The sequence below is a fragment of the Legionella nigrisilvae genome, assembly GCF_977063395.2.
This window is the reverse complement of record NZ_CDRUGZ020000041.1, coordinates 245,762-263,195: the sequence shown is the minus strand read 5'-3', so window position 1 is coordinate 263,195 and position 17,434 is coordinate 245,762. Positions and strand designations below refer to the sequence as shown.

Sequence of the window (17,434 nt, the reverse complement as noted above, 5' to 3'; positions counted from 1 at the left end):
AGAGACGATGAACGCTCATCAATTCAACTCAACCTCTTGCAAACAGAAAGGCTTGGGACTGGTTGAAGCCATGGTTGTTACCTCACTATTAATTTTTGGGATGGTAGCGGGTAGCAAGACTGAAGTGCATCTTATTAAAGCTAAGGCCAATACCAATCAAGATTATTTGTCCACTCAATTATTTAATCAAAAAATGGAAGAGTTACGTAATTACTCCACTATTGCAGGGTATAATGCCATTACAACGGGCTCCGATATAACTACTGAGTTTGATTCTACTTTTTATCGTACCTGGACGATTACCAATAATTCTAAATATAAAAAAGTGGATCATATTGTTACCTGGACCAATTCTAACGGCGAAAACTTGTCTCTGGTATCTGCTAGTTATATTAGTCAAAATGATCCGGCGCTCAGTGGCCAATTGTTTAATTCCACTTTTACAAGTACGAGCTTACCTCCTATAGGCTCAGGGGTTCCTAATGCAAATCCAAATCCCAATCCTCCTTCGGTTCCAGCTGGCTCTACTTATACGGTTACAGTTCCTAACACTAATATTGTGCTTACCTATGATTCAAATAATAATGTGACATTAATTAATAGTGAGCACGCTGTAACGCTATCAGGAACGATTGCTCTGGGTACAGGAGGTAATGCACCTCCTAATACGGTAGATCTGTCGAATGTAACTATATCCGTCGATTCATCCAATTCCCAGACTGCCACCTGTTTTTATGTAGGATCTTCAGCCGCCTTTAACTGCATTATGGCTTCAAGTTGGAGCGGCCGGGTTTTGTTGGGGGGAGTGAGTAATGTCAATGTATGCACCAGCAATCAACAACCCTATACTAATCTGCTTACTTCCTTAAATAATCAAGATTATCTAATTATAAAATCCAATAGAAACTGTCCTTCGAGTAATCCATTCTTATTGCAGTCTCTCTAAATACTCACCGAACACTTCAAATCTTTAGGGAAGGTAGGAAACCAAGAAATCAATCGATTATTTTCTATAATTAAAAGATTCAACTAAAAGGCTTAGCGGAGCGCCGTGTATGATAAAGGAACCCAATATGGATACACCAATCAATTTTAACGCAGGACCTGCAACCCTACCTGTGCAGGTATTGGATATTATTCAGAAAGAGCTATTTAATTGGAACAATACAGGGGTTTCAATTCTATCGATTGGTCATCGTACTCCCCAATTTTTGGAATTAGGGGAGAGGCTGGAGGCTTCAGTTCGACGTTTGCTCCACGTACCTAATGATTTTGCGGTTCTATTTTTACCAGGTGGTGCCCAAATTCAATTTGCAATGATTGCGATGAATTTAACGCGAGGCTTTAAGTGTGCCAATTATATTGAAACCGGTTATTGGTCGGGTATGGCTATAAAAGAAGCACAAAAATACATACAAGTACATTTAGCTGCCAGTAGTAAAGATCGGCAATTTACAACTATTCCTGCTCAGGAAACATGGGATCTCCGACCCGATGCCGCATTTTTGCATTTCACTGATAATGAAACAATCGGTGGAGTTGAATTCCCCGATTTCCCACAGGTAAGCGATAAGGTATTGGTCAGTGATATGAGTTCCAATATTTTTTCAAAGCCGGTGGATTTTAATCGTTTGGGGTGTATCTATGCTTGTGCGCAAAAAAATTTTGGCATCTCGGGTATGAGTTTGGTGATTGTCCGTCGTGATTTGTTAGATCGGGCTTTACCTGAAACACCCGCTGTATTTAATTATGCGATGCAGGATAAAAATCATTCACTTTTAGCTACACCTACCACCTTTGCCTGGTATATAGCCTCGCTTGTATGTGATTGGATAGAGCAAGAAGGCGGGGTAGTCGAGATGGAAAAACGAAGTTTGGCTAAAGCCAAATTACTTTATAGATGTATCGATGAAAGCAATTTCTATCATAATTCGGTATCGACTGATTGTCGTTCACGAATGAATGTTCCTTTTCTCCTTCCCAATCCCAGTGTGGAGGCGGAATTTTTCTCGTCAGCAAAAAAGGCAGGCTTATTGTATTTGGAAGGTCATCGCAGTGTTGGTGGTGCCAGGGCAAGTATTTATAATGCTATTGGTTTAAAAGATGTTAAAAGATTGACTGAGTTTTTAAACTTTTTTGCTAAAACGCACAGAATGCATTAAATATGTTCTCGAAAGGTAAAAAATTTATGTCCCAGATACGTTGTAAAAGTGGGGAAAATAAGTCCAATTGCGTGTGCTGTTTCTAGAGGAAATGATTTAATACCCAACTCAGGAAAAATATGTTCGGCGAGAAACAAACTAACCAGCCAAACTTGAACCATACCAACTAAATTGACGAGGATAAAAAACATAATCGAACGTAAAAAGGTTTGCTGACTGTTCTTAAATACAAATAATTTACCCAGAATGAACGAGGTGATCATCCCGGTAATATAAGCCAAGATAATAGAGATTGAAAAGCTGAACTCATAGTTATAGAGAATTCTGCTGCAGAAATTTACCATAACTGAAATTGCTCCTGCCACTATGAAAGCAAGGAACTGTTTTGATTTAAATGCCTTGATCACAAAACACTCTCTTCAGTTTTTCCAGTATGTAAGATGATAGTTCAATCCATGTAGACTGATTGTTCATAAATACAGTTTCCTAGTTCGCGGGATTAGCTCTTATTAAGATTATTCCAGATTTTTTTACCTATCCAATAAACAATCAAAACGATACAAATCCATAATAGTAGTAAGGGTAAAACATACACAAAGAAAGCGATCAAGCCATAAGTAAAATTGCGTAATTGATCAATGAGGGCATGATATGAGTTAATAAATGTTTCGGTAATTTTCCATTGTTTTTGTTGCTCTGTTTGAACGATCGGGTTCATGCTTAGGTTAATATTGATTAATGAATAAGCTACTGATTCCTTAAAATATTTAATTTGTCCTTGGATGACATCAATTTGTCCTTGGGTATCGCTTAATTGCTTAAAGACACTCAAAACGTCAGATGTATTTGTTGCGCTGGTCATAATTTTGGAGAGCTGTTCTTTGGCTTTTTGTAAATTGCTCAGTTGGCTTTGTAAATCAACAAATTGTTGGGTAATGTCTTCACCAGTTACTGATTCTTGCATAACGCGGGTTGCGAGGGACTTTAATGCAGTTAAGGCTTTATGTAAGCCTTGGGCAGGTACTCTAATACTAATATTTGCATTAGTATTATTGGTTGCATCGTTATCCTGAGTTACATTGGAGCTTACAACATAGCCACCTGAATTTTCTGCTAGTTGAGAAATTTTTTCTATTGCGGTGTTAATGTTATTAACTTGCAAGGAAATATTCGCATTACGAATAATCATACCTCGCATAACCTGATCTGATGGTTGGCTTCCAGAAGATGGGCTTGTGCTCTGCATTGCTACAGAGCCACCAGCATACTCTTGCTTTCCGACTGCCGCTGGCATGGGTACAGGACCGCCCTCATACATCGTCGTTCCCGTTATGCTAAACCATTGAGCGATAAAAAATAATATAGCCAAAGTGCCAATGAAAGCTAAAAAATAAAGGATTATTTTCTTCATTATTATTTCTACTCGTTACAATGGGTCAACTAAAGTGTGGCAAAGGTTTATTAAATTGTAAAATAATTGGCCTATTTGTTATAGGCTAAGGACGCCAAATAGATCGGTTTCCAAAGCTTTTAAAATGAAAAAACCAGCAATTCTGAATCAATAAATTGCTGGTTTGTCTGGACTTTGCCCTAAATATAAAAAATTTTATCTTTATCGGAGCGTCGGGACGAATTATAAGCTTTGCCTAATGCTTGTCACAAAACGCGACACATACTTTATGTTCTCTGACTTCCCCGCCACAGGCGGAATAACAATCACGATACGTAGACTCACATTGACACGAATTGGTACAGCTATTGCTTCGATCAAAATCAGTTATAGATTTACTAATCGGTAAGCCCATTCTTTTTTGGTCTTCTTTGTATTGTTTGTATTCAAACATCGCATTTTGTTGAGCTCTTAGGCGGCAATTTTCATTGTCTACTCGGCAACTTTGTTGGCAATCATTTTTACTTTGAATACACTGGGCAGTGCACATTTTTGCTATATCTGATTTTGGCGGAACATAACTGTATTGGGTATTATAGATAGGACCACAGGCAGTCAATACGCCAGCTAGAACCAAAATAGAAACAATGAAGAATTTTCGAAGCATATTTATCCTCTTTTGATGAGTTAGGTAAAGCAATAGTTCTGGCATAGTGGTCATATAGCATGCAGACAAGTCTTAAACAGAACAAAATAGGGGTAGTTTAGTAATGCCTAATTGAAAAAGCAAGCGGGGATCTGGCTCAAGTATGCAAGATCTTAAAATAAAGTATCGTTACTTTTATTCCTATTTTGATATATAATTAATCAACTTTTTAATCGTTTAATGATCATGCTTCGCATCATCAATCTCTTATTTTAAAAAACATGAATACTTCATTTTTATTTGGCTTTTTAAGCGGTTGTTTTACTACTGCTTTAGGTGGGTGGCAAGTACAAAAATTCGTGCAGAATAAGAATAAAACAGAACATATAAAGCAAAAAAAAATATTGGATTTAGATAAACTTTTTAATGAATACTCTCATTTCATGAGTGTGATTAAAAATGATGTGACCAATCCAAATTTTAAAAATATAAAAGAATTTTTTGTTGTCGATAAGGACGCAATATTGAATTCTTCTGTACCCAGATTCCGCTATGAGTTGTCTCCAGATGTTCTTCCAGCTTTAAATAGACTAGAAGAATTAGGTTATATTGAAAAAGTACAAAATAATTGCCTGCATTATAAAATTGCTGAAGAGTTTATAATGCAGCTGAAATCAATTAATTAGTGGCCTTTTAAGAAGTTATAGTCTTTTCAATAGACATGACCCCTATTTGATTCTTGGCCTTTTTGTGAATCAAATAGATTAATCCTGCTCCCATCAACGCACACAAAGGTATTAGCACTAATGCATGATAATAAGATTGGATACTGTATTGTCTTAGGCCATCTTCAGTGATACCTCCCTCCCAGTAATAATTCATTATTTTGCCTATTACTGTATGAAAAATTGAGCCGCCAAACATATTCACACAGTTTAAAAAGGCTATAGTTATTCCCAAATGTTTTGGGGAAACCAGTGTAGAGCCTGCTGCAAATACAATTACTTGATAACAGCACAAGATCCCAACCGTGAAAAATAAAATACTAAGTATCCACCAATTACTCACATTTCCTGTGAGAAGTGTTAAAAAAGTTAAGGCCAATCCAATTCCACAAAATCCTATAACTTTATAATTTCCTATTTTTTTACTCAAAAATGCCAACACGGGGCCACCAAACAGCATGCCTACGAAGATAAATGAAACGAGGAGGGCGGCATCAGATTTAGCAAAACCATAGTCTGTAGTAAGATAAGCTACCCCCCAAACATCTGCAAAACCCTCCAGTGCGCCTACCATGAGCAAATTTGCCAGGGCAAGCGTCCATAATATTCTTGAGTTAAATAAAACCGATAAATAAGATAGGCTTATCGCATTGGATTTTGTTGTTTTAATATTCTTTGGAGTGCGTAAGATTAAATAAACCAAAATTCCTATACTGATACAAGTGAGTGCAAGTAATAAACCAACCTGTTGACCACCGTAAGTCTCAATGAGCTGGGTTGCTGGCTTGCCTCCATATACCGCCCCTAACAGCCCAATACTAAATGAAAATCCAACCATTTGAGAGTATTGAGTACTACTGAACCATTCCGAAATAACTTTGGACACTCCTAAGAAGCCAACAGCAGAACTCGCCCCAATTAAAAATCTACTCAACAAGGCTAGATAGAAATTATCAGTTGAGGTAAAGAGTAAGGCGCTGAGGCCACAGAGTACTGTAAAAATAAAAATTACTGTTTTGGTGCCAAATTTTTCGAGTAATAGCGCCATAGGAATTTGCATTCCCGCATAACCATAATAATAAAATGCAGCTAAGAGCCCAAAACTGGATGCATCTATTGAAAATTGTTTCATTATTTCGTGCATCATTAATCCTGGCCACAGACGCAAAATAAATTGAAGCGCAAAAAATGATAGGGGGAAAAACCACATCAAAAAGGGCAAACAAGTATTATTTAATTTAAAAAAATTGGTGCGAGTCACGATACCCTCCAGTATAGACAGTTATTCTAGTATCCCAAGACTTCCTCCCTAGAGAGGTTGGGAATAGAAAAAGCTAACCGCTCTAGGGTAAAGAGGGCAAAATAATAATAATGTGTACTAAAGAGGTTGTTATCTGAAGGAAATCATGGCATGGCGATACTTTTGCAGTAAGCACTGCACTATAATTATTGCCTTTGTTCGTATCGCGATGATTCATATGGATAGCAGTTTGACTAAATTTTATCTATTATTGGATTAACATACCAAATTAGCCTTCAATATGTCAATTTAAATTTTCAGAGCATCACTTGGATTGATTGAGTAAATATTGGGGTAGGGGAATAAATCTATGAAACGAATCGCACCATTTATTTTATTGATGGCTTCATTGAATCCATTATTTGCAATGGATAGTACACAATGGACTCTTTCACCGGATGGTTTAGGTCCTATTAAAATGAATATGACCCTGAAACAGGTTGAACGTAGTACTGGGAAAACATTCAACGCTACAAAACCCAATCTCGATCAAGCTGAAAATGAAGGGTGCTTTTATGTCACTTTGAATGGGGTAAAGAACGTATCCTTCATGGTTTCAGGTAATAAAATTGTGCGTATTAACATTAATTCTCCTAAGTATTTGACATCAAAAGGCGCAAAGATTGGAGATACTGAATCTCATGTCCAAGCGCTATATAAAGGTAAATTATCCATAGAACCCCATCATTATGATCCTCAAGGTCATTATCTCACTTTTTTTGAAAAACCCGATAATCGGGGTATTCGATTTGAATCTGATGGCAAGGTAATCACTTTAATCTATAGTGGCAACCATGAAGAAGTTCAATATGTTGAAGATTGTCTTTAAGTGGAAGGCTTATATTTTTAGTACCAGTTTTTTATAATAAATCCTAATGAAACCTCATTGTATCTTTCTATTAAATTTAAATGCTTAGAAAACATACTGACTCAAAGAAGAACAATGAGTTCTTCTTTTTCAATGAACAAACATTAGAGTTGCTGTATTCAATAATTGACAATAGGCTCGATGTAATTCGCGTCTGTTGTAGTTAATCTACCGCTTTAGGGCTGAATCATTCAGACAGCAACCTTGAATGTCGCTGAATGAGCTTGACGATAAATCTCATTAATTATAAGTTGAATGGTTGTACTTAATAAATATAAATTTTTTTTACTCCAAAGGAGGGTGATAATAATAATGAAAGGACTTATTAGATTAAGTAGTATTCTACTATTTAGCGCAAGTTATGGATTACATGCTCATGGATCCATGGAAATACCTATTTCAAGATCTTATCAATGCTATAAAGAAAATCCTGAGAATCCAAAATCTGCTGCGTGTCGCGCGGCTGTCGAATTAGGTGGTGCTCAACCACTGTATAATTGGAATGAAATCAATCAGGCGGCAGCTAATGATCGCCATCAAGATCTTATTGCTGATGGGCAACTATGCGCAGGTGGAAGAGATTTTTTTAAAGGGTTTAATCTTCCTCGAGCGGATTGGACTACAACTACAATTAAACCTGATTCTAATGGTCATTTTACCTTTACTTATCTCGCGAGTGCGCCTCATCAAACAAAGTATTTTAAATTTTATATCACGAAAGACAGTTATAACTTTAATGAGCCGTTGAAGTGGTCTGATTTAGAGGCTAGCCCATTTTGTACGATAACTAATGTAACTCTCGCTAACGGACGTTACAAAATGGATTGCCCATTACCTACTAATATGAGTGGTAAAAAAATAGTGTATGTAATATGGCAGCGTTCAGATAGCCCTGAAGCATTTTACTCGTGTAGTGATGTATTTATAGATAATGTTTCTCTACCTACTTCCTGGTTTGAATTGCAAGATTTTTATGGTTCAGCAGATATTGCGGTAAATACCCAAGTGGTATTACGTGTCTTCAAGAATGAAGTTGAAGTCGAAAATAATAGCTTAACGGTCACTGATAGTAATAATAAGGCAACTCAATGGCCATTGGCTCTGGGACAAATAGTTAATGCTAATTCAAATTTAGTACACATTGGTCGGTTAGATCCTCAGACGGGACAAGTCGTTTTAGAGGCCGATCAGGCAAATAAAATTTATCTAAGTGATAGTGGAACCCAAAATTATCATGTGGTCCTTGATTTTATTGAGCCTAACGGCCAAGTCGATTACATCTATCCGGATGGCATTAACAATTACAAAGCAGGTACCGTAGTTATGGGGCGTTCGGATCATAAGCGGTATCAGTGTAAACCTTGGCCTTATTCAGGATGGTGTGCGCAAGCCCCAGCTTATTATGAACCTGGCGTAGGTTTGGCTTGGAGGGATGCTTGGGTGTTGTTGAATAATTAATTCTTAAAGTTTATGGTAACTCGTGCAGGTTGAGTTGATTCAACCTGCACCATTAATACCTATCATTTAGTATGGACTATTGCTGGTAAATTGACTCTCAGACCGATTAATACAGTGTTTACATAAGGCTTATAGCGTCCTTGCAGTGTCTCATCAGATAATGGTTCAATCTGAGTTCGTTCCGTACTGCTGTACTGGATAAATTGATACGTTAAGAGTAGATCCAGATTATTATTGAGCCTTGTGATGGCTCCTGCTTTTAAACCGCCACCGATTAGCCATTTTTTAAAATTGTCGCTAACTCCCACATTCCCTGCAGTATTGTTCATGCTCACCGCAAAACGACTTCCTGAAATTCCAGGTCCTACGAAAAAACGAGCTGACTCATTATATTGGTATGCAGGCAATAAAAAGAGGGAGAATCCATATTCTAAATGTTCTTCAGCATGAACATCATTATTAAAGAACCATTCATTGATTCTATATCGTGACTTCCCTGTGAACAGATCTGCATCTGCTTCTAACGCAGTAGAAAATCTTGCGCTAAAGAGCAATTCATATCCTGCTGTAAGTTGTCCATGAAAATTAGTATATGCGTTGTTAAAACTGGAAGAAGTAGGTGTGACTTCTTCAAGAGGATAGCTCAAGCTTTTATCTATTGTAACTGAATTAATACCTAAATTTAGACCAGAATAAACGCCTGTATATCCATTACATGATAAGATAAAAGCGAGGATTGTTGATAGGGAATGTTTATTCATATTAAAGCCTTTTCTATAAAATACTGGGAATAGTAATTGGGTTTGAAGTTTGACTTACGTGATTTTCACTGGTCGCAGTAATCGTGACATGAGGAATCCTTTTGGCCGATCGAATGTTTCCAATAACGAAGCGATGGTTCTTAATATCCAACTTTACCGTGGCGCCAGGTAAACCATTCACTGTATAGACATCATTGGATATGGAAATACAATTAGCATATGAAACAAATGCTGTACTGGTGTTCATAGGATCACGCTCGGCTGCCGTTAATACCGGAGCTTTTGTCGGAACTGCGGTGATTGAGAAATTATTTTTTGACATATTAAAGAAGGTTCCATTACTTGCTTGCACCATAATCCGGGCTTTAGTGGTATTTAAATTAGGTGCGCAGATTTGTTCGTGCCCATCGTTTGGTATGTTAGACAAAAGAGTATAGGGAAATGTTTTACCGCCATCAGTAGATAAAAGAACGTTTACATTCTTGGCATTAACCGGAGAAAAATTAGTATTTGCTACATCCCAAGTAATTGTTTGTGGGGATAAACCTATCCAGCTAATACCTTTACCGGTGGGGGAGGTCACGATAAAAGGACCTGCACTCCTTGTGGTGGTTACAGTGGTATCAGTATATGCGTTGCAAGATCCCCCTGGTGTATTCCCGCGTACTGAAACTCTAAACTTCATAACACGTGAAACTGAAGGTAAAACTTCCCAGGTAAACGGACCTCCATTGCTGAGTGCGGTGAGACTTGGGAAAAAACGAGTACCTTTTGGTTGTGGTGAAAAACTTCTAAAGCTGGGTCCTCCTGTTGCTGTACTAGTTGGAGGTTGGGGAGAAACTTCATTGTTCATTTGTTCCCAGGTATAGGTTAATACTCCATTGCCCTTACTTTTAGTTGCGGATGCAGTCAAAGCAAAAGGTGTTTGAGCAGGAATAATAACCCCTCCATTAACACTAGAAATCTCCGGTGCACTAGGGATCTCTGTAGTAACAGGACAGGTATGTGAAGGACTAGAAACAAAAGCTCCCATTTCTTGAAGACTAATCCCATTAAAATACGCATCTGAATTTTTTTGAACATTCGGGGGGCAAATTCCCGCATAACCCATAATGGTACTGCCACTTCCTGGTTCTACAGCTGTAGGCCCATTTCTTTGGCAGCTGTTATTTTGTACGTGATTTGCTCCAAATTGATGGCCTATTTCGTGAGCTACATAGTCAATATCAAAAGGATCTCCTACAGGCTTGGTTTGTCCCGTGACTCCACTTGCTTTATATGCATCAATACAAACACTGGATAATTGTGCGAGACCGCTTCCTGCTGAATCTACAACATGACCAATATCATAATTGGGTGCACCAATAACTTGATTCACATTCTTCTGATTTTCTCTAATCATTTTTTGGGGGGAACCGTGTGTATAGGGTTGATCATTAGGATCGGTATAAATAATGAGATTATTATTAGCAATAATTTGCATAGTAATTGCCATGTCAATTTCATAAACGCCGTTCACTCTGTTCACTGTGGTTGCTTCTGCTCCCAATGCATCGTTTATGGTTCCACCTTGAAATTGGGTGTACTCTGCTGTTGCAGCCATGGCCAAGCGGTACTTTTTGAGTTGACAAGGATTAAAACGAGCAAAATGTTTTGAACGAACAGGTGAGGTTGCAAATGGATTTTGACTATGGACCTCGCATTTTAAGCGCTTTGAAGTTATAAAATCCTTTTTACTATAAACCATATAATACTGATTGTTTCCTTTTCTTAAGGGATCAATAAAAACCGGACTTAGTCCTGGTCTGAAAATCATTGCATGAAACCCCTGGGGTGTTAGATCCAACTTAACAAATTCACTTGGATCAGTAATCCCATAAGCATCGTAGGTTTTGATTGTGGGGAATTTTGCACTGAGCTCTGGATGCAAGGTGCTATTTTCAACAACCTGATACAGCTTTGTGGTTTCATCAGGCAGAGGAAGGGCAATTTGTAATCCAGCTCCTGATTTTAATTCATCTCGATGTGGCGCGTTCTCCAGCTCAGCGTAAAGTTGGCTGAGGTCAATTTCAACAAGGCGAAAATGGGTGGCCTGTATATTGTTTTTCGTCTTGGAAGACAATACTGAGGGATTTACATCTTTAAAAAAATGCTCAATCACTTGATCTTGTGCAGAGGCAATGGAACAAAACAGCATGAATGATGAAGTAAAAAACGTCCGTGTCATTATATTTATCTCTAATAATTGAGTGACAAAATTTAACATTAGAATAAAAGGAATTCAATTTAAGATAGAATTTTTGCATAAACAAAAAAAACGATCGTAGTTTATTGTATTTAAAGCAATAAAAGAATTTTTTAGGTATCATAAAAAAGATTCTTTATAAAAGGAGCAACCCTAATGATCGTTGAAATGAATGTTATTCTTGGAGGAATTCTTCTTGGAGTAGCTGCCGGAGTAATGTTGTTGGTTCGAGGAAGAATTCTAGGTTGCAGCGGAATACTTTTTAATGCCTGGAACTTTGCTACTTATCGACCCAATATCGATAATCTTTTATTTATTATGGGGTTATTTTTAAGTGGATTATTCTTTGATTTGTTAATAACTGTGTCCGATCCCCTAGCAATTTTTAAAACCAATTATTGGCTCATATTCCTCGGAGGGGTATTAGTTGGCGGCGGTACCTATTTAGGTAGTGGTTGTACCAGTGGACATGGGCTTTGTGGACTGTCTCTATTACGTAAACGCTCCATCATCGCGGTGGCTATCTTTTTTCCTGTGGCAATAATCACCTCTTGGTTAGTGCACTAAGGAGCTAATATGAAATCTATAATCTCATTAATTGCTGGATTGATATTTGGTTTAGGGTTAATTTTAACGGGAATGTATAGTCCCGACATTATTATTTCTGGCTTAAAAATTGGTGCAGCTACCTTTAAAATAAATTTATACCTCACTTTTGTTACTGCTTTATTGGTAACTTTTCTGTTATTCCAATTACGTAAATGCCTTCCTAAACCTTTATTAAATACCCGTTATGAATTACCCACCAAAGAAAAAGTTGACTGGCAACTTATTCTTGGTGCAATCGCTTTTGGTGTGGGTTGGGGAATTAGTGGAATTTGTCCAGGTCCCAATATTGTAGGGCTGGGAATTTTTGTCTGGCCGTTTTACTGGATAAATTTTATAGGTGTTATTATTGGTTTTTTGCTCACTCGATTTTTTATGGAAAAACGAGCGTCGAACTCCAAAAGAGTCTCGTCCTAATCAACTCAAGAAAGCTCCTCGATTACTGAGGAGCAGTATGTTCTTGTATAAATTATATTTTTTAACAGAGTGCTTTCTTCTTTTAACTCCTTGCTTTAAAATCGTTCTATTCATCATTGAGATGATAACAATGATTTGCTCATTGAGAAGGAAACTTATTTATTATATCGAAACTCAAAAATGAGGATGGTGTATGTGGCGGATACTCAAAAGATCTTATCTTGCGATAATCTTAATCAGTGTAAGTCCTATTCTTTCGGCAAGAGCTATTATTGACGCCGATGTCCTCCAAACTTTGAAACATTCCAGAAGTTCTTCACATGCTCCTTTGTCACTTCTGATTTTTTTACATGATTTCTCTGAAAAAGAATCTTTTATTGAAGAAATAAAAAAAATTCCTAATGTAAATATAAAAGATTTAGGCTTTATGCCTGCAGTAGGGATACAAATTCCTAGAGATCGTAACTTAGTCTATCGTATTGCGGGTTTAAATGCAGCAGCACAAATTTCTTCTCATCCAGCAGCTATGCCAGAGTTAGATGTTACAGCGCAAGTTTTAAAACTAACGCCATCATCCTTTTACCCTAATGTAAATAATTGGTGGGCTCATGGTTATACGGGTCAAAAAGGTATTATAGGCATTATCGATACCGGGGTAGATCCTTTACATCCTGCTTTAGCCAGTAAACGATTAGTAGTGCGTCAAGATGTAGGCTCTGGATATTCTAATTTGATTAATGGTGTAAAAGAACCTCATGCAACCGGCGTAGCCTGTATTTATGCCAGTACTCATGAGAAATATAAGGGAATTGCTTATGGGGCCTCAGCCATCGTTTCTGGATTAGCAGGAGAGGAAACCGCTGATCCTGCAAGTATTATGCGTACCATGGAAACTTTGGATTGGATGTTGAATCGTTCTGAGTTGAAACCCACCATTATTAATTACAGCATGGGGAATGGTCGACTTGATTTAAATTGCCCTGCTTGTCCTGAGTGGAGTGGGCTTGCAAAAGTCATAGATTATGTAGTAAATACTCAGAAAATTCTTTGGGTAAAATCGGCAGGAAATGCTGGATACATAGAACCCGCGCATCAATTTACCTTTGCTTCCACATTAACAGTCCCAGGCGATAATTATAATGCGCTTACCATTGCCAATATGAATACTCTTGTTGCCGAAAATGAAACGATGGTGAAAACCGTAGATAGAACCAAACATCATATAAAGAATACCAGCAGTCGAGGTCCTACACCCTTTGGTAGACGTAAACCTGATTTAACTGCTCCGGGCCATGATACGATGACCTGCGCTCCCGATCCTAAAATATATGGTTTCGTCTATTCCAATGCGATGAACTATAGAGATGGGTATCGTCTTATGGGGGGAACAAGCTCAGCAGCTCCTCATGTAGGTGCGGCAGCTTTGTTATTACAAGATGCAGGGATTCAAAATCCCATGGCCATCAAAGCCTTACTCATTAATAGTGCAGATACGTGGACTGATGCGGGTACCATGGATACAGGACATACTAAAATCATGGGTTCAGCCTGGAATCGAACTTATGGATGGGGTTATCTCAACATGGAAAAAGCATTTCAACAAAGAAATGACATTGTGGAACGTGAGTTAACCGTAGAGCAGCCCACATGGGAGTATCAAACTACTTTAAAAAGAGGGCAAAAAGTTACCCTAGTTCATGAACGACGCGTTGGGTATACTCCCGAAGGAAAAGAATGGAAACTAAGCCACCTTGAGTTAGTGCTTATTGATTTGGAGCATCAAAAAGTAATAGATAGCGATAACAGTCCTATCGATACAGTACACCAGGTTTCAAACTGTAAAAGAGAGCCGAATGAGACAAAATGTTCTGATGACAGTAAAACAAGGAAGGTTTTAATACGAGTTACGCTATTAGATAAAGTTATCGATGGTAGCAGAAGCGAACCCTTTGCTATTGTGGTTCCTCCCAACAATGAAGAGCATTAAAGGTAGAACCAGCAATTGTTTTCTTGGGGTTTAATTAAACTGATATCCAAATCTAATTGATTAATTCAAAGGACTATGAAATGCAAAAGTTGCCTCAATTAAATTAATAAACATATACTATCTATCTTAAAAATAAGAAGATTTTTATGTCAAAATTCTTAGCCAATCAATTTTTAGTTCGTGTGATTAACCATTTAAAGCAACAATCTGATCCATCCATTATCAAAAAATACTACATGATTTTAGATTAAATTCACTTGAACTTCGCGACCAGGGGTTAAAGAGTTTTTTGGATAAACTCACCGAAAAATCCATTAATTTAGAGCAACTTATTGATTCTGTGAAGGAGGGATTGCTAAACAATCCGCCCATATGCGAATTACTTGCTTTTATAGAGCGAGAAAAATTAATTAGCGATCATGAGTTAAAAATAATGACAGAGCAGCTGCAAGTTCAACTGAATTTATTATGTTTATTTGAAGCATTTGCAGTGACTATGGTAAACAGCTTCACTTTTAATGAAGATATATATAATTTTACAAAAAAACAAAGGAATACTTTTTATCCTGGAAATCCTATCAACAATTTCTTTTTTTGTTCAAATAAGAATAATAGTTCTCTTTTTAAAAGCCTAAAATTAGTTTCTGTTGATCCTGTAATCACAGAAGGTGCATTTATTCGTGCATTAGGAGATGAGGAGCTTAGCCAGGAAGAACTTGTTAAAAAATCAGAAGAGTTTATTAGGCAACATGGATTAGCATTGTGGAATGCGAAGATTTGTCCTCCTCCATTAGGCCAAATGCAGGATGATTCAGTTAAAAATGTGAGCTTAAATATATTAAGCAACTTGGGAAGAACAATACACCAAGGATGGAAAACCGGCTGACAATGCGTTTGTAGGAGCTACGCTTATTCGCATGTTAGAATACCTTCGACCTCCTCACTGTTATTTCTTTAGAAATTTAGTTTTGCCTGAGAAAAGTTCAATTACAGAGGATGGAAAATATAGTCTATTACCGGACTTAATAGTAAATCTATTACAGAAACGAGTCAGTCAATTTTATCTATCGAAAGAATGGATGTATTTGTACAACAGTTGGAATTTACTATTTGTAATCCGGAATTTAGAAGATAGTAAATTCCTTGCGCTTAAACTTCTCATTCCTTCGGTATTGAATGCTATGCCAATGCAATATATGGAAACCCGAGTTTTTGTTCTTTATCTAATGGGCAATTTATATCATTTCAATAAATTAAGTATTTTCCCAAATGAGGCTCGACTCACTCATGCCAATGTCATATTGAAGAAATGGGGAGAGATCAATAAAAAATATGCTGATCTTCTACTCAAAAAGTGTTGCCCTGCATTAGCTGAAACTCCGGAAGGGGTTTATCATGATATTTTTGGGGAACATGCTAATTTTTCGTTAGCGTATCATATCGCCAATTTCATCCGAGATTTTGAAAATTTTCGAATTACCCCTGAAGAAACGAACACTTATGGAGTCCTTGCACCTGGAGCTAGCAATTACGAAATCTCATAAGTAGGGTTGTTGGTTTTTATTGTTCTTCGTGATACAACTCCATGTTCCTATTAGGATAGCAGATTTAACAAAAGGACTAGATTTCATAATGAGAACAGCAGCTTTAAGTCTTATACTTGTATTGAGTATAATGATTTCACCCCTATTTGCGAACGATAAAATAGAAATTTATGATTCCTCATCTAATGAATGTATTGAAAATATAGAACTACGTGTTAGCGAGGGAGGTTTATTCCTGGATCAGTGCAGTCTCCGCGATCGTGATATTCCACACATTTTATCCTATCTCAATGAGCACCCAGAAATCACTCGTTTAAGTCTATCGGACAATCAGATTGGTTACCAAGGGGCAGAATTACTTTCTACTAGTACTCATGTTCGATATCTTTTTCTCACCGGCAACCGTATTGGTTCGCTAGGAGCTGAAGCATTAGCAAAGAATGTTTCTTTGATATACCTTCTTTTAGGGAACAATCATATTGGTCCCTATGGAGCGCAAGCTTTGGCAAATAATACTTCATTGATCTTTCTTTCTCTGGATGGTAATCCTATAGGTTCTTCGGGAGCTAAATCATTAGCAAAAAATAAATCATTAATTCATCTTTCTCTCAAAAGAAGTCAAATAGGGGCAGAAGGTGCGAAAGCATTGTTTGCGAATCAAACATTAAAAAGTTTATATATAAGCCATAACCGCTTAGGGAATGAAGGTATCGAGTTTCTTGATAAAAATTTCTCCCTGAACTTTATTGATTTAGAAAACAATAATATTGATAAAGACGGCGTCGAGATTATAGCAAGAAAACCTAATTTACTTTATCTCACTCTGGATAATAATCCGTTACAAAATGAAGGAGCGGATTTTTTAGCTCATGCCAGTTCACTTGAGTGGCTTTCTATTGCGGGTTGTAGCATAGGCAATGCAGGGGCTCAAGCTTTATCAAATTTGAGTCACCTTACTTTGCTTAATATCGACAATAATTTAATTGGAGATGAGGGTATTGCAGCTCTCGCAACAATGAGTTCTCTAAATAATTTATATGCTGATAATAATCTTATTGGAGATGAGGGGGCAAAAAACTTAGCTAAAGCGATACCACTTCAAAATCTGAGTTTGAGTCATAATTACATTGGAGATGAGGGGGCTTTAGCCTTATCTGAAACGACAACGCTTTACACGTTAGATGTAGGATTTAATCAAATTACTGCCATCGGAATAAACGCACTAAAAAACAATGAGGTATTGACTTATCTGAATACTGAAGGCAACCCTGGAGATGAACGAAATACGCTCTAAACTTGGGGCCTGGGTGAAATGAAGTGGCCTG

The 17,434-nt window shown here is 37.3% G+C and carries 17 protein-coding genes; 11 read left to right on the top strand and 6 right to left on the bottom strand.

Annotated elements, in window-relative coordinates; all coding sequences use genetic code 11:
* Positions 1–7: 7 nt before the first annotated feature.
* The gene (locus tag ACWTE2_RS27195) at positions 8–946 is read left to right on the top strand and encodes a type IV pilus modification PilV family protein (protein ID WP_454785222.1); all 939 of its coding nucleotides are present in this window, start codon (positions 8–10) and stop codon (positions 944–946) included.
* A 127-nt stretch (positions 947–1,073) separates the two neighbouring features.
* On the top strand, positions 1,074–2,162 hold the full coding sequence (serC, locus tag ACWTE2_RS27190) for a 3-phosphoserine/phosphohydroxythreonine transaminase (RefSeq protein ID WP_454785221.1): 1,089 nt from the start codon (positions 1,074–1,076) through the stop codon (positions 2,160–2,162).
* Here the strand turns inward: serC and ACWTE2_RS27185 are convergent.
* The 3 genes from ACWTE2_RS27185 to ACWTE2_RS27175 form a co-directional block, all read right to left on the bottom strand.
* The gene (locus ACWTE2_RS27185) at positions 2,159–2,569 is read right to left on the bottom strand and encodes a GtrA family protein (RefSeq protein ID WP_182392892.1); all 411 of its coding nucleotides are present in this window, start codon (positions 2,567–2,569) and stop codon (positions 2,159–2,161) included. The genes serC and ACWTE2_RS27185 overlap by 4 nt on opposite strands.
* 92 nt (positions 2,570–2,661) lie before the next feature.
* Positions 2,662–3,573, bottom strand: coding sequence for a DUF4349 domain-containing protein (locus tag ACWTE2_RS27180; protein ID WP_454785220.1), 912 nt, complete (start codon positions 3,571–3,573; stop codon positions 2,662–2,664).
* 235 nt (positions 3,574–3,808) lie between these two features.
* Entirely contained in the window at positions 3,809–4,219 is a 411-nt protein-coding gene (locus tag ACWTE2_RS27175) for a hypothetical protein (RefSeq protein ID WP_454785219.1), read from the bottom strand.
* 260 nt (positions 4,220–4,479) lie between these two features.
* Between ACWTE2_RS27175 and ACWTE2_RS27170 the strand changes: the two genes are divergently transcribed.
* Positions 4,480–4,884 (top strand): hypothetical protein, encoded by a 405-nt coding sequence (locus ACWTE2_RS27170; RefSeq protein ID WP_454785218.1) that lies wholly within the window; start codon positions 4,480–4,482, stop codon positions 4,882–4,884.
* A gap of 7 nt (positions 4,885–4,891) precedes the next feature.
* Here the strand turns inward: ACWTE2_RS27170 and ACWTE2_RS27165 are convergent, their stop codons facing one another.
* Positions 4,892–6,184 (bottom strand): MFS transporter, encoded by a 1,293-nt coding sequence (locus ACWTE2_RS27165; protein ID WP_454785217.1) that lies wholly within the window; start codon positions 6,182–6,184, stop codon positions 4,892–4,894.
* A 349-nt stretch (positions 6,185–6,533) separates the two neighbouring features.
* Here ACWTE2_RS27165 and ACWTE2_RS27160 point away from each other — a divergent pair, with 349 nt between their 5' ends.
* The gene (locus ACWTE2_RS27160) at positions 6,534–7,052 is read left to right on the top strand and encodes a hypothetical protein (protein WP_454785216.1); all 519 of its coding nucleotides are present in this window, start codon (positions 6,534–6,536) and stop codon (positions 7,050–7,052) included.
* A 351-nt stretch (positions 7,053–7,403) separates the two neighbouring features.
* On the top strand, positions 7,404–8,549 hold the full coding sequence (locus ACWTE2_RS27155; RefSeq protein ID WP_454785215.1) for a lytic polysaccharide monooxygenase: 1,146 nt from the start codon (positions 7,404–7,406) through the stop codon (positions 8,547–8,549).
* Between the two features lie 62 nt (positions 8,550–8,611).
* On the opposite strand, the gene ACWTE2_RS27150 is transcribed toward ACWTE2_RS27155, so the two are convergent.
* Together ACWTE2_RS27150 and ACWTE2_RS27145 are read right to left on the bottom strand one after the other, a co-directional pair.
* The gene (locus ACWTE2_RS27150; RefSeq protein ID WP_454785214.1) at positions 8,612–9,310 is read right to left on the bottom strand and encodes an outer membrane beta-barrel protein; all 699 of its coding nucleotides are present in this window, start codon (positions 9,308–9,310) and stop codon (positions 8,612–8,614) included.
* Positions 9,311–9,323: 13 nt separating this feature from the next.
* Positions 9,324–11,537 carry a reprolysin-like metallopeptidase gene (locus ACWTE2_RS27145; protein WP_454785213.1) on the bottom strand — a complete coding sequence of 738 codons (2,214 nt, stop codon included), beginning with the start codon at positions 11,535–11,537 and terminating at the stop codon, positions 9,324–9,326.
* Between the two features lie 174 nt (positions 11,538–11,711).
* Here ACWTE2_RS27145 and ACWTE2_RS27140 point away from each other — a divergent pair, with 174 nt between their 5' ends.
* From ACWTE2_RS27140 to ACWTE2_RS27115, 6 genes are all read left to right on the top strand, one after another.
* Positions 11,712–12,122 (top strand): YeeE/YedE family protein, encoded by a 411-nt coding sequence (locus tag ACWTE2_RS27140; RefSeq protein WP_454785212.1) that lies wholly within the window; start codon positions 11,712–11,714, stop codon positions 12,120–12,122.
* Between the two features lie 9 nt (positions 12,123–12,131).
* Entirely contained in the window at positions 12,132–12,578 is a 447-nt protein-coding gene (locus tag ACWTE2_RS27135) for a DUF6691 family protein (RefSeq protein ID WP_454785211.1), read from the top strand.
* Between the two features lie 193 nt (positions 12,579–12,771).
* The gene (locus ACWTE2_RS27130) at positions 12,772–14,565 is read left to right on the top strand and encodes a S8 family serine peptidase (RefSeq protein WP_454785210.1); all 1,794 of its coding nucleotides are present in this window, start codon (positions 12,772–12,774) and stop codon (positions 14,563–14,565) included.
* Positions 14,566–14,854: 289 nt separating this feature from the next.
* Positions 14,855–15,451 carry a hypothetical protein gene (locus ACWTE2_RS27125; RefSeq protein ID WP_454785209.1) on the top strand — a complete coding sequence of 199 codons (597 nt, stop codon included), beginning with the start codon at positions 14,855–14,857 and terminating at the stop codon, positions 15,449–15,451.
* A 31-nt stretch (positions 15,452–15,482) separates the two neighbouring features.
* Positions 15,483–16,109, top strand: coding sequence for a hypothetical protein (locus ACWTE2_RS27120; RefSeq protein ID WP_454785208.1), 627 nt, complete (start codon positions 15,483–15,485; stop codon positions 16,107–16,109).
* Positions 16,110–16,197: 88 nt separating this feature from the next.
* Entirely contained in the window at positions 16,198–17,403 is a 1,206-nt protein-coding gene (locus tag ACWTE2_RS27115) for a leucine-rich repeat domain-containing protein (protein WP_454785207.1), read from the top strand.
* Positions 17,404–17,434: the final 31 nt, after the last annotated feature.

Excerpts from the sequence above, each read along its gene's own strand:
- serC (WP_454785221.1), top strand. The coding sequence starts at position 1,074 with ATGGATACACCAATCAATTTTAACGCAGGACCTGCAACCCTACCTGTG.
- ACWTE2_RS27160 (WP_454785216.1), top strand. The coding sequence starts at position 6,534 with ATGAAACGAATCGCACCATTTATTTTATTGATGGCTTCATTGAATCCA.
- ACWTE2_RS27150 (WP_454785214.1), bottom strand. The coding sequence starts at position 9,310 with ATGAATAAACATTCCCTATCAACAATCCTCGCTTTTATCTTATCATGT.
- ACWTE2_RS27195 (WP_454785222.1), top strand. The coding sequence starts at position 8 with ATGAACGCTCATCAATTCAACTCAACCTCTTGCAAACAGAAAGGCTTG.
- ACWTE2_RS27130 (WP_454785210.1), top strand. The coding sequence starts at position 12,772 with ATGTGGCGGATACTCAAAAGATCTTATCTTGCGATAATCTTAATCAGT.
- ACWTE2_RS27170 (WP_454785218.1), top strand. The coding sequence starts at position 4,480 with ATGAATACTTCATTTTTATTTGGCTTTTTAAGCGGTTGTTTTACTACT.
- ACWTE2_RS27115 (WP_454785207.1), top strand. The coding sequence starts at position 16,198 with ATGAGAACAGCAGCTTTAAGTCTTATACTTGTATTGAGTATAATGATT.
- ACWTE2_RS27140 (WP_454785212.1), top strand. The coding sequence starts at position 11,712 with ATGATCGTTGAAATGAATGTTATTCTTGGAGGAATTCTTCTTGGAGTA.
- ACWTE2_RS27180 (WP_454785220.1), bottom strand. The coding sequence starts at position 3,573 with ATGAAGAAAATAATCCTTTATTTTTTAGCTTTCATTGGCACTTTGGCT.
- ACWTE2_RS27175 (WP_454785219.1), bottom strand. The coding sequence starts at position 4,219 with ATGCTTCGAAAATTCTTCATTGTTTCTATTTTGGTTCTAGCTGGCGTA.
- ACWTE2_RS27145 (WP_454785213.1), bottom strand. The coding sequence starts at position 11,537 with ATGACACGGACGTTTTTTACTTCATCATTCATGCTGTTTTGTTCCATT.
- ACWTE2_RS27155 (WP_454785215.1), top strand. The coding sequence starts at position 7,404 with ATGAAAGGACTTATTAGATTAAGTAGTATTCTACTATTTAGCGCAAGT.
- ACWTE2_RS27120 (WP_454785208.1), top strand. The coding sequence starts at position 15,483 with ATGTTAGAATACCTTCGACCTCCTCACTGTTATTTCTTTAGAAATTTA.
- ACWTE2_RS27135 (WP_454785211.1), top strand. The coding sequence starts at position 12,132 with ATGAAATCTATAATCTCATTAATTGCTGGATTGATATTTGGTTTAGGG.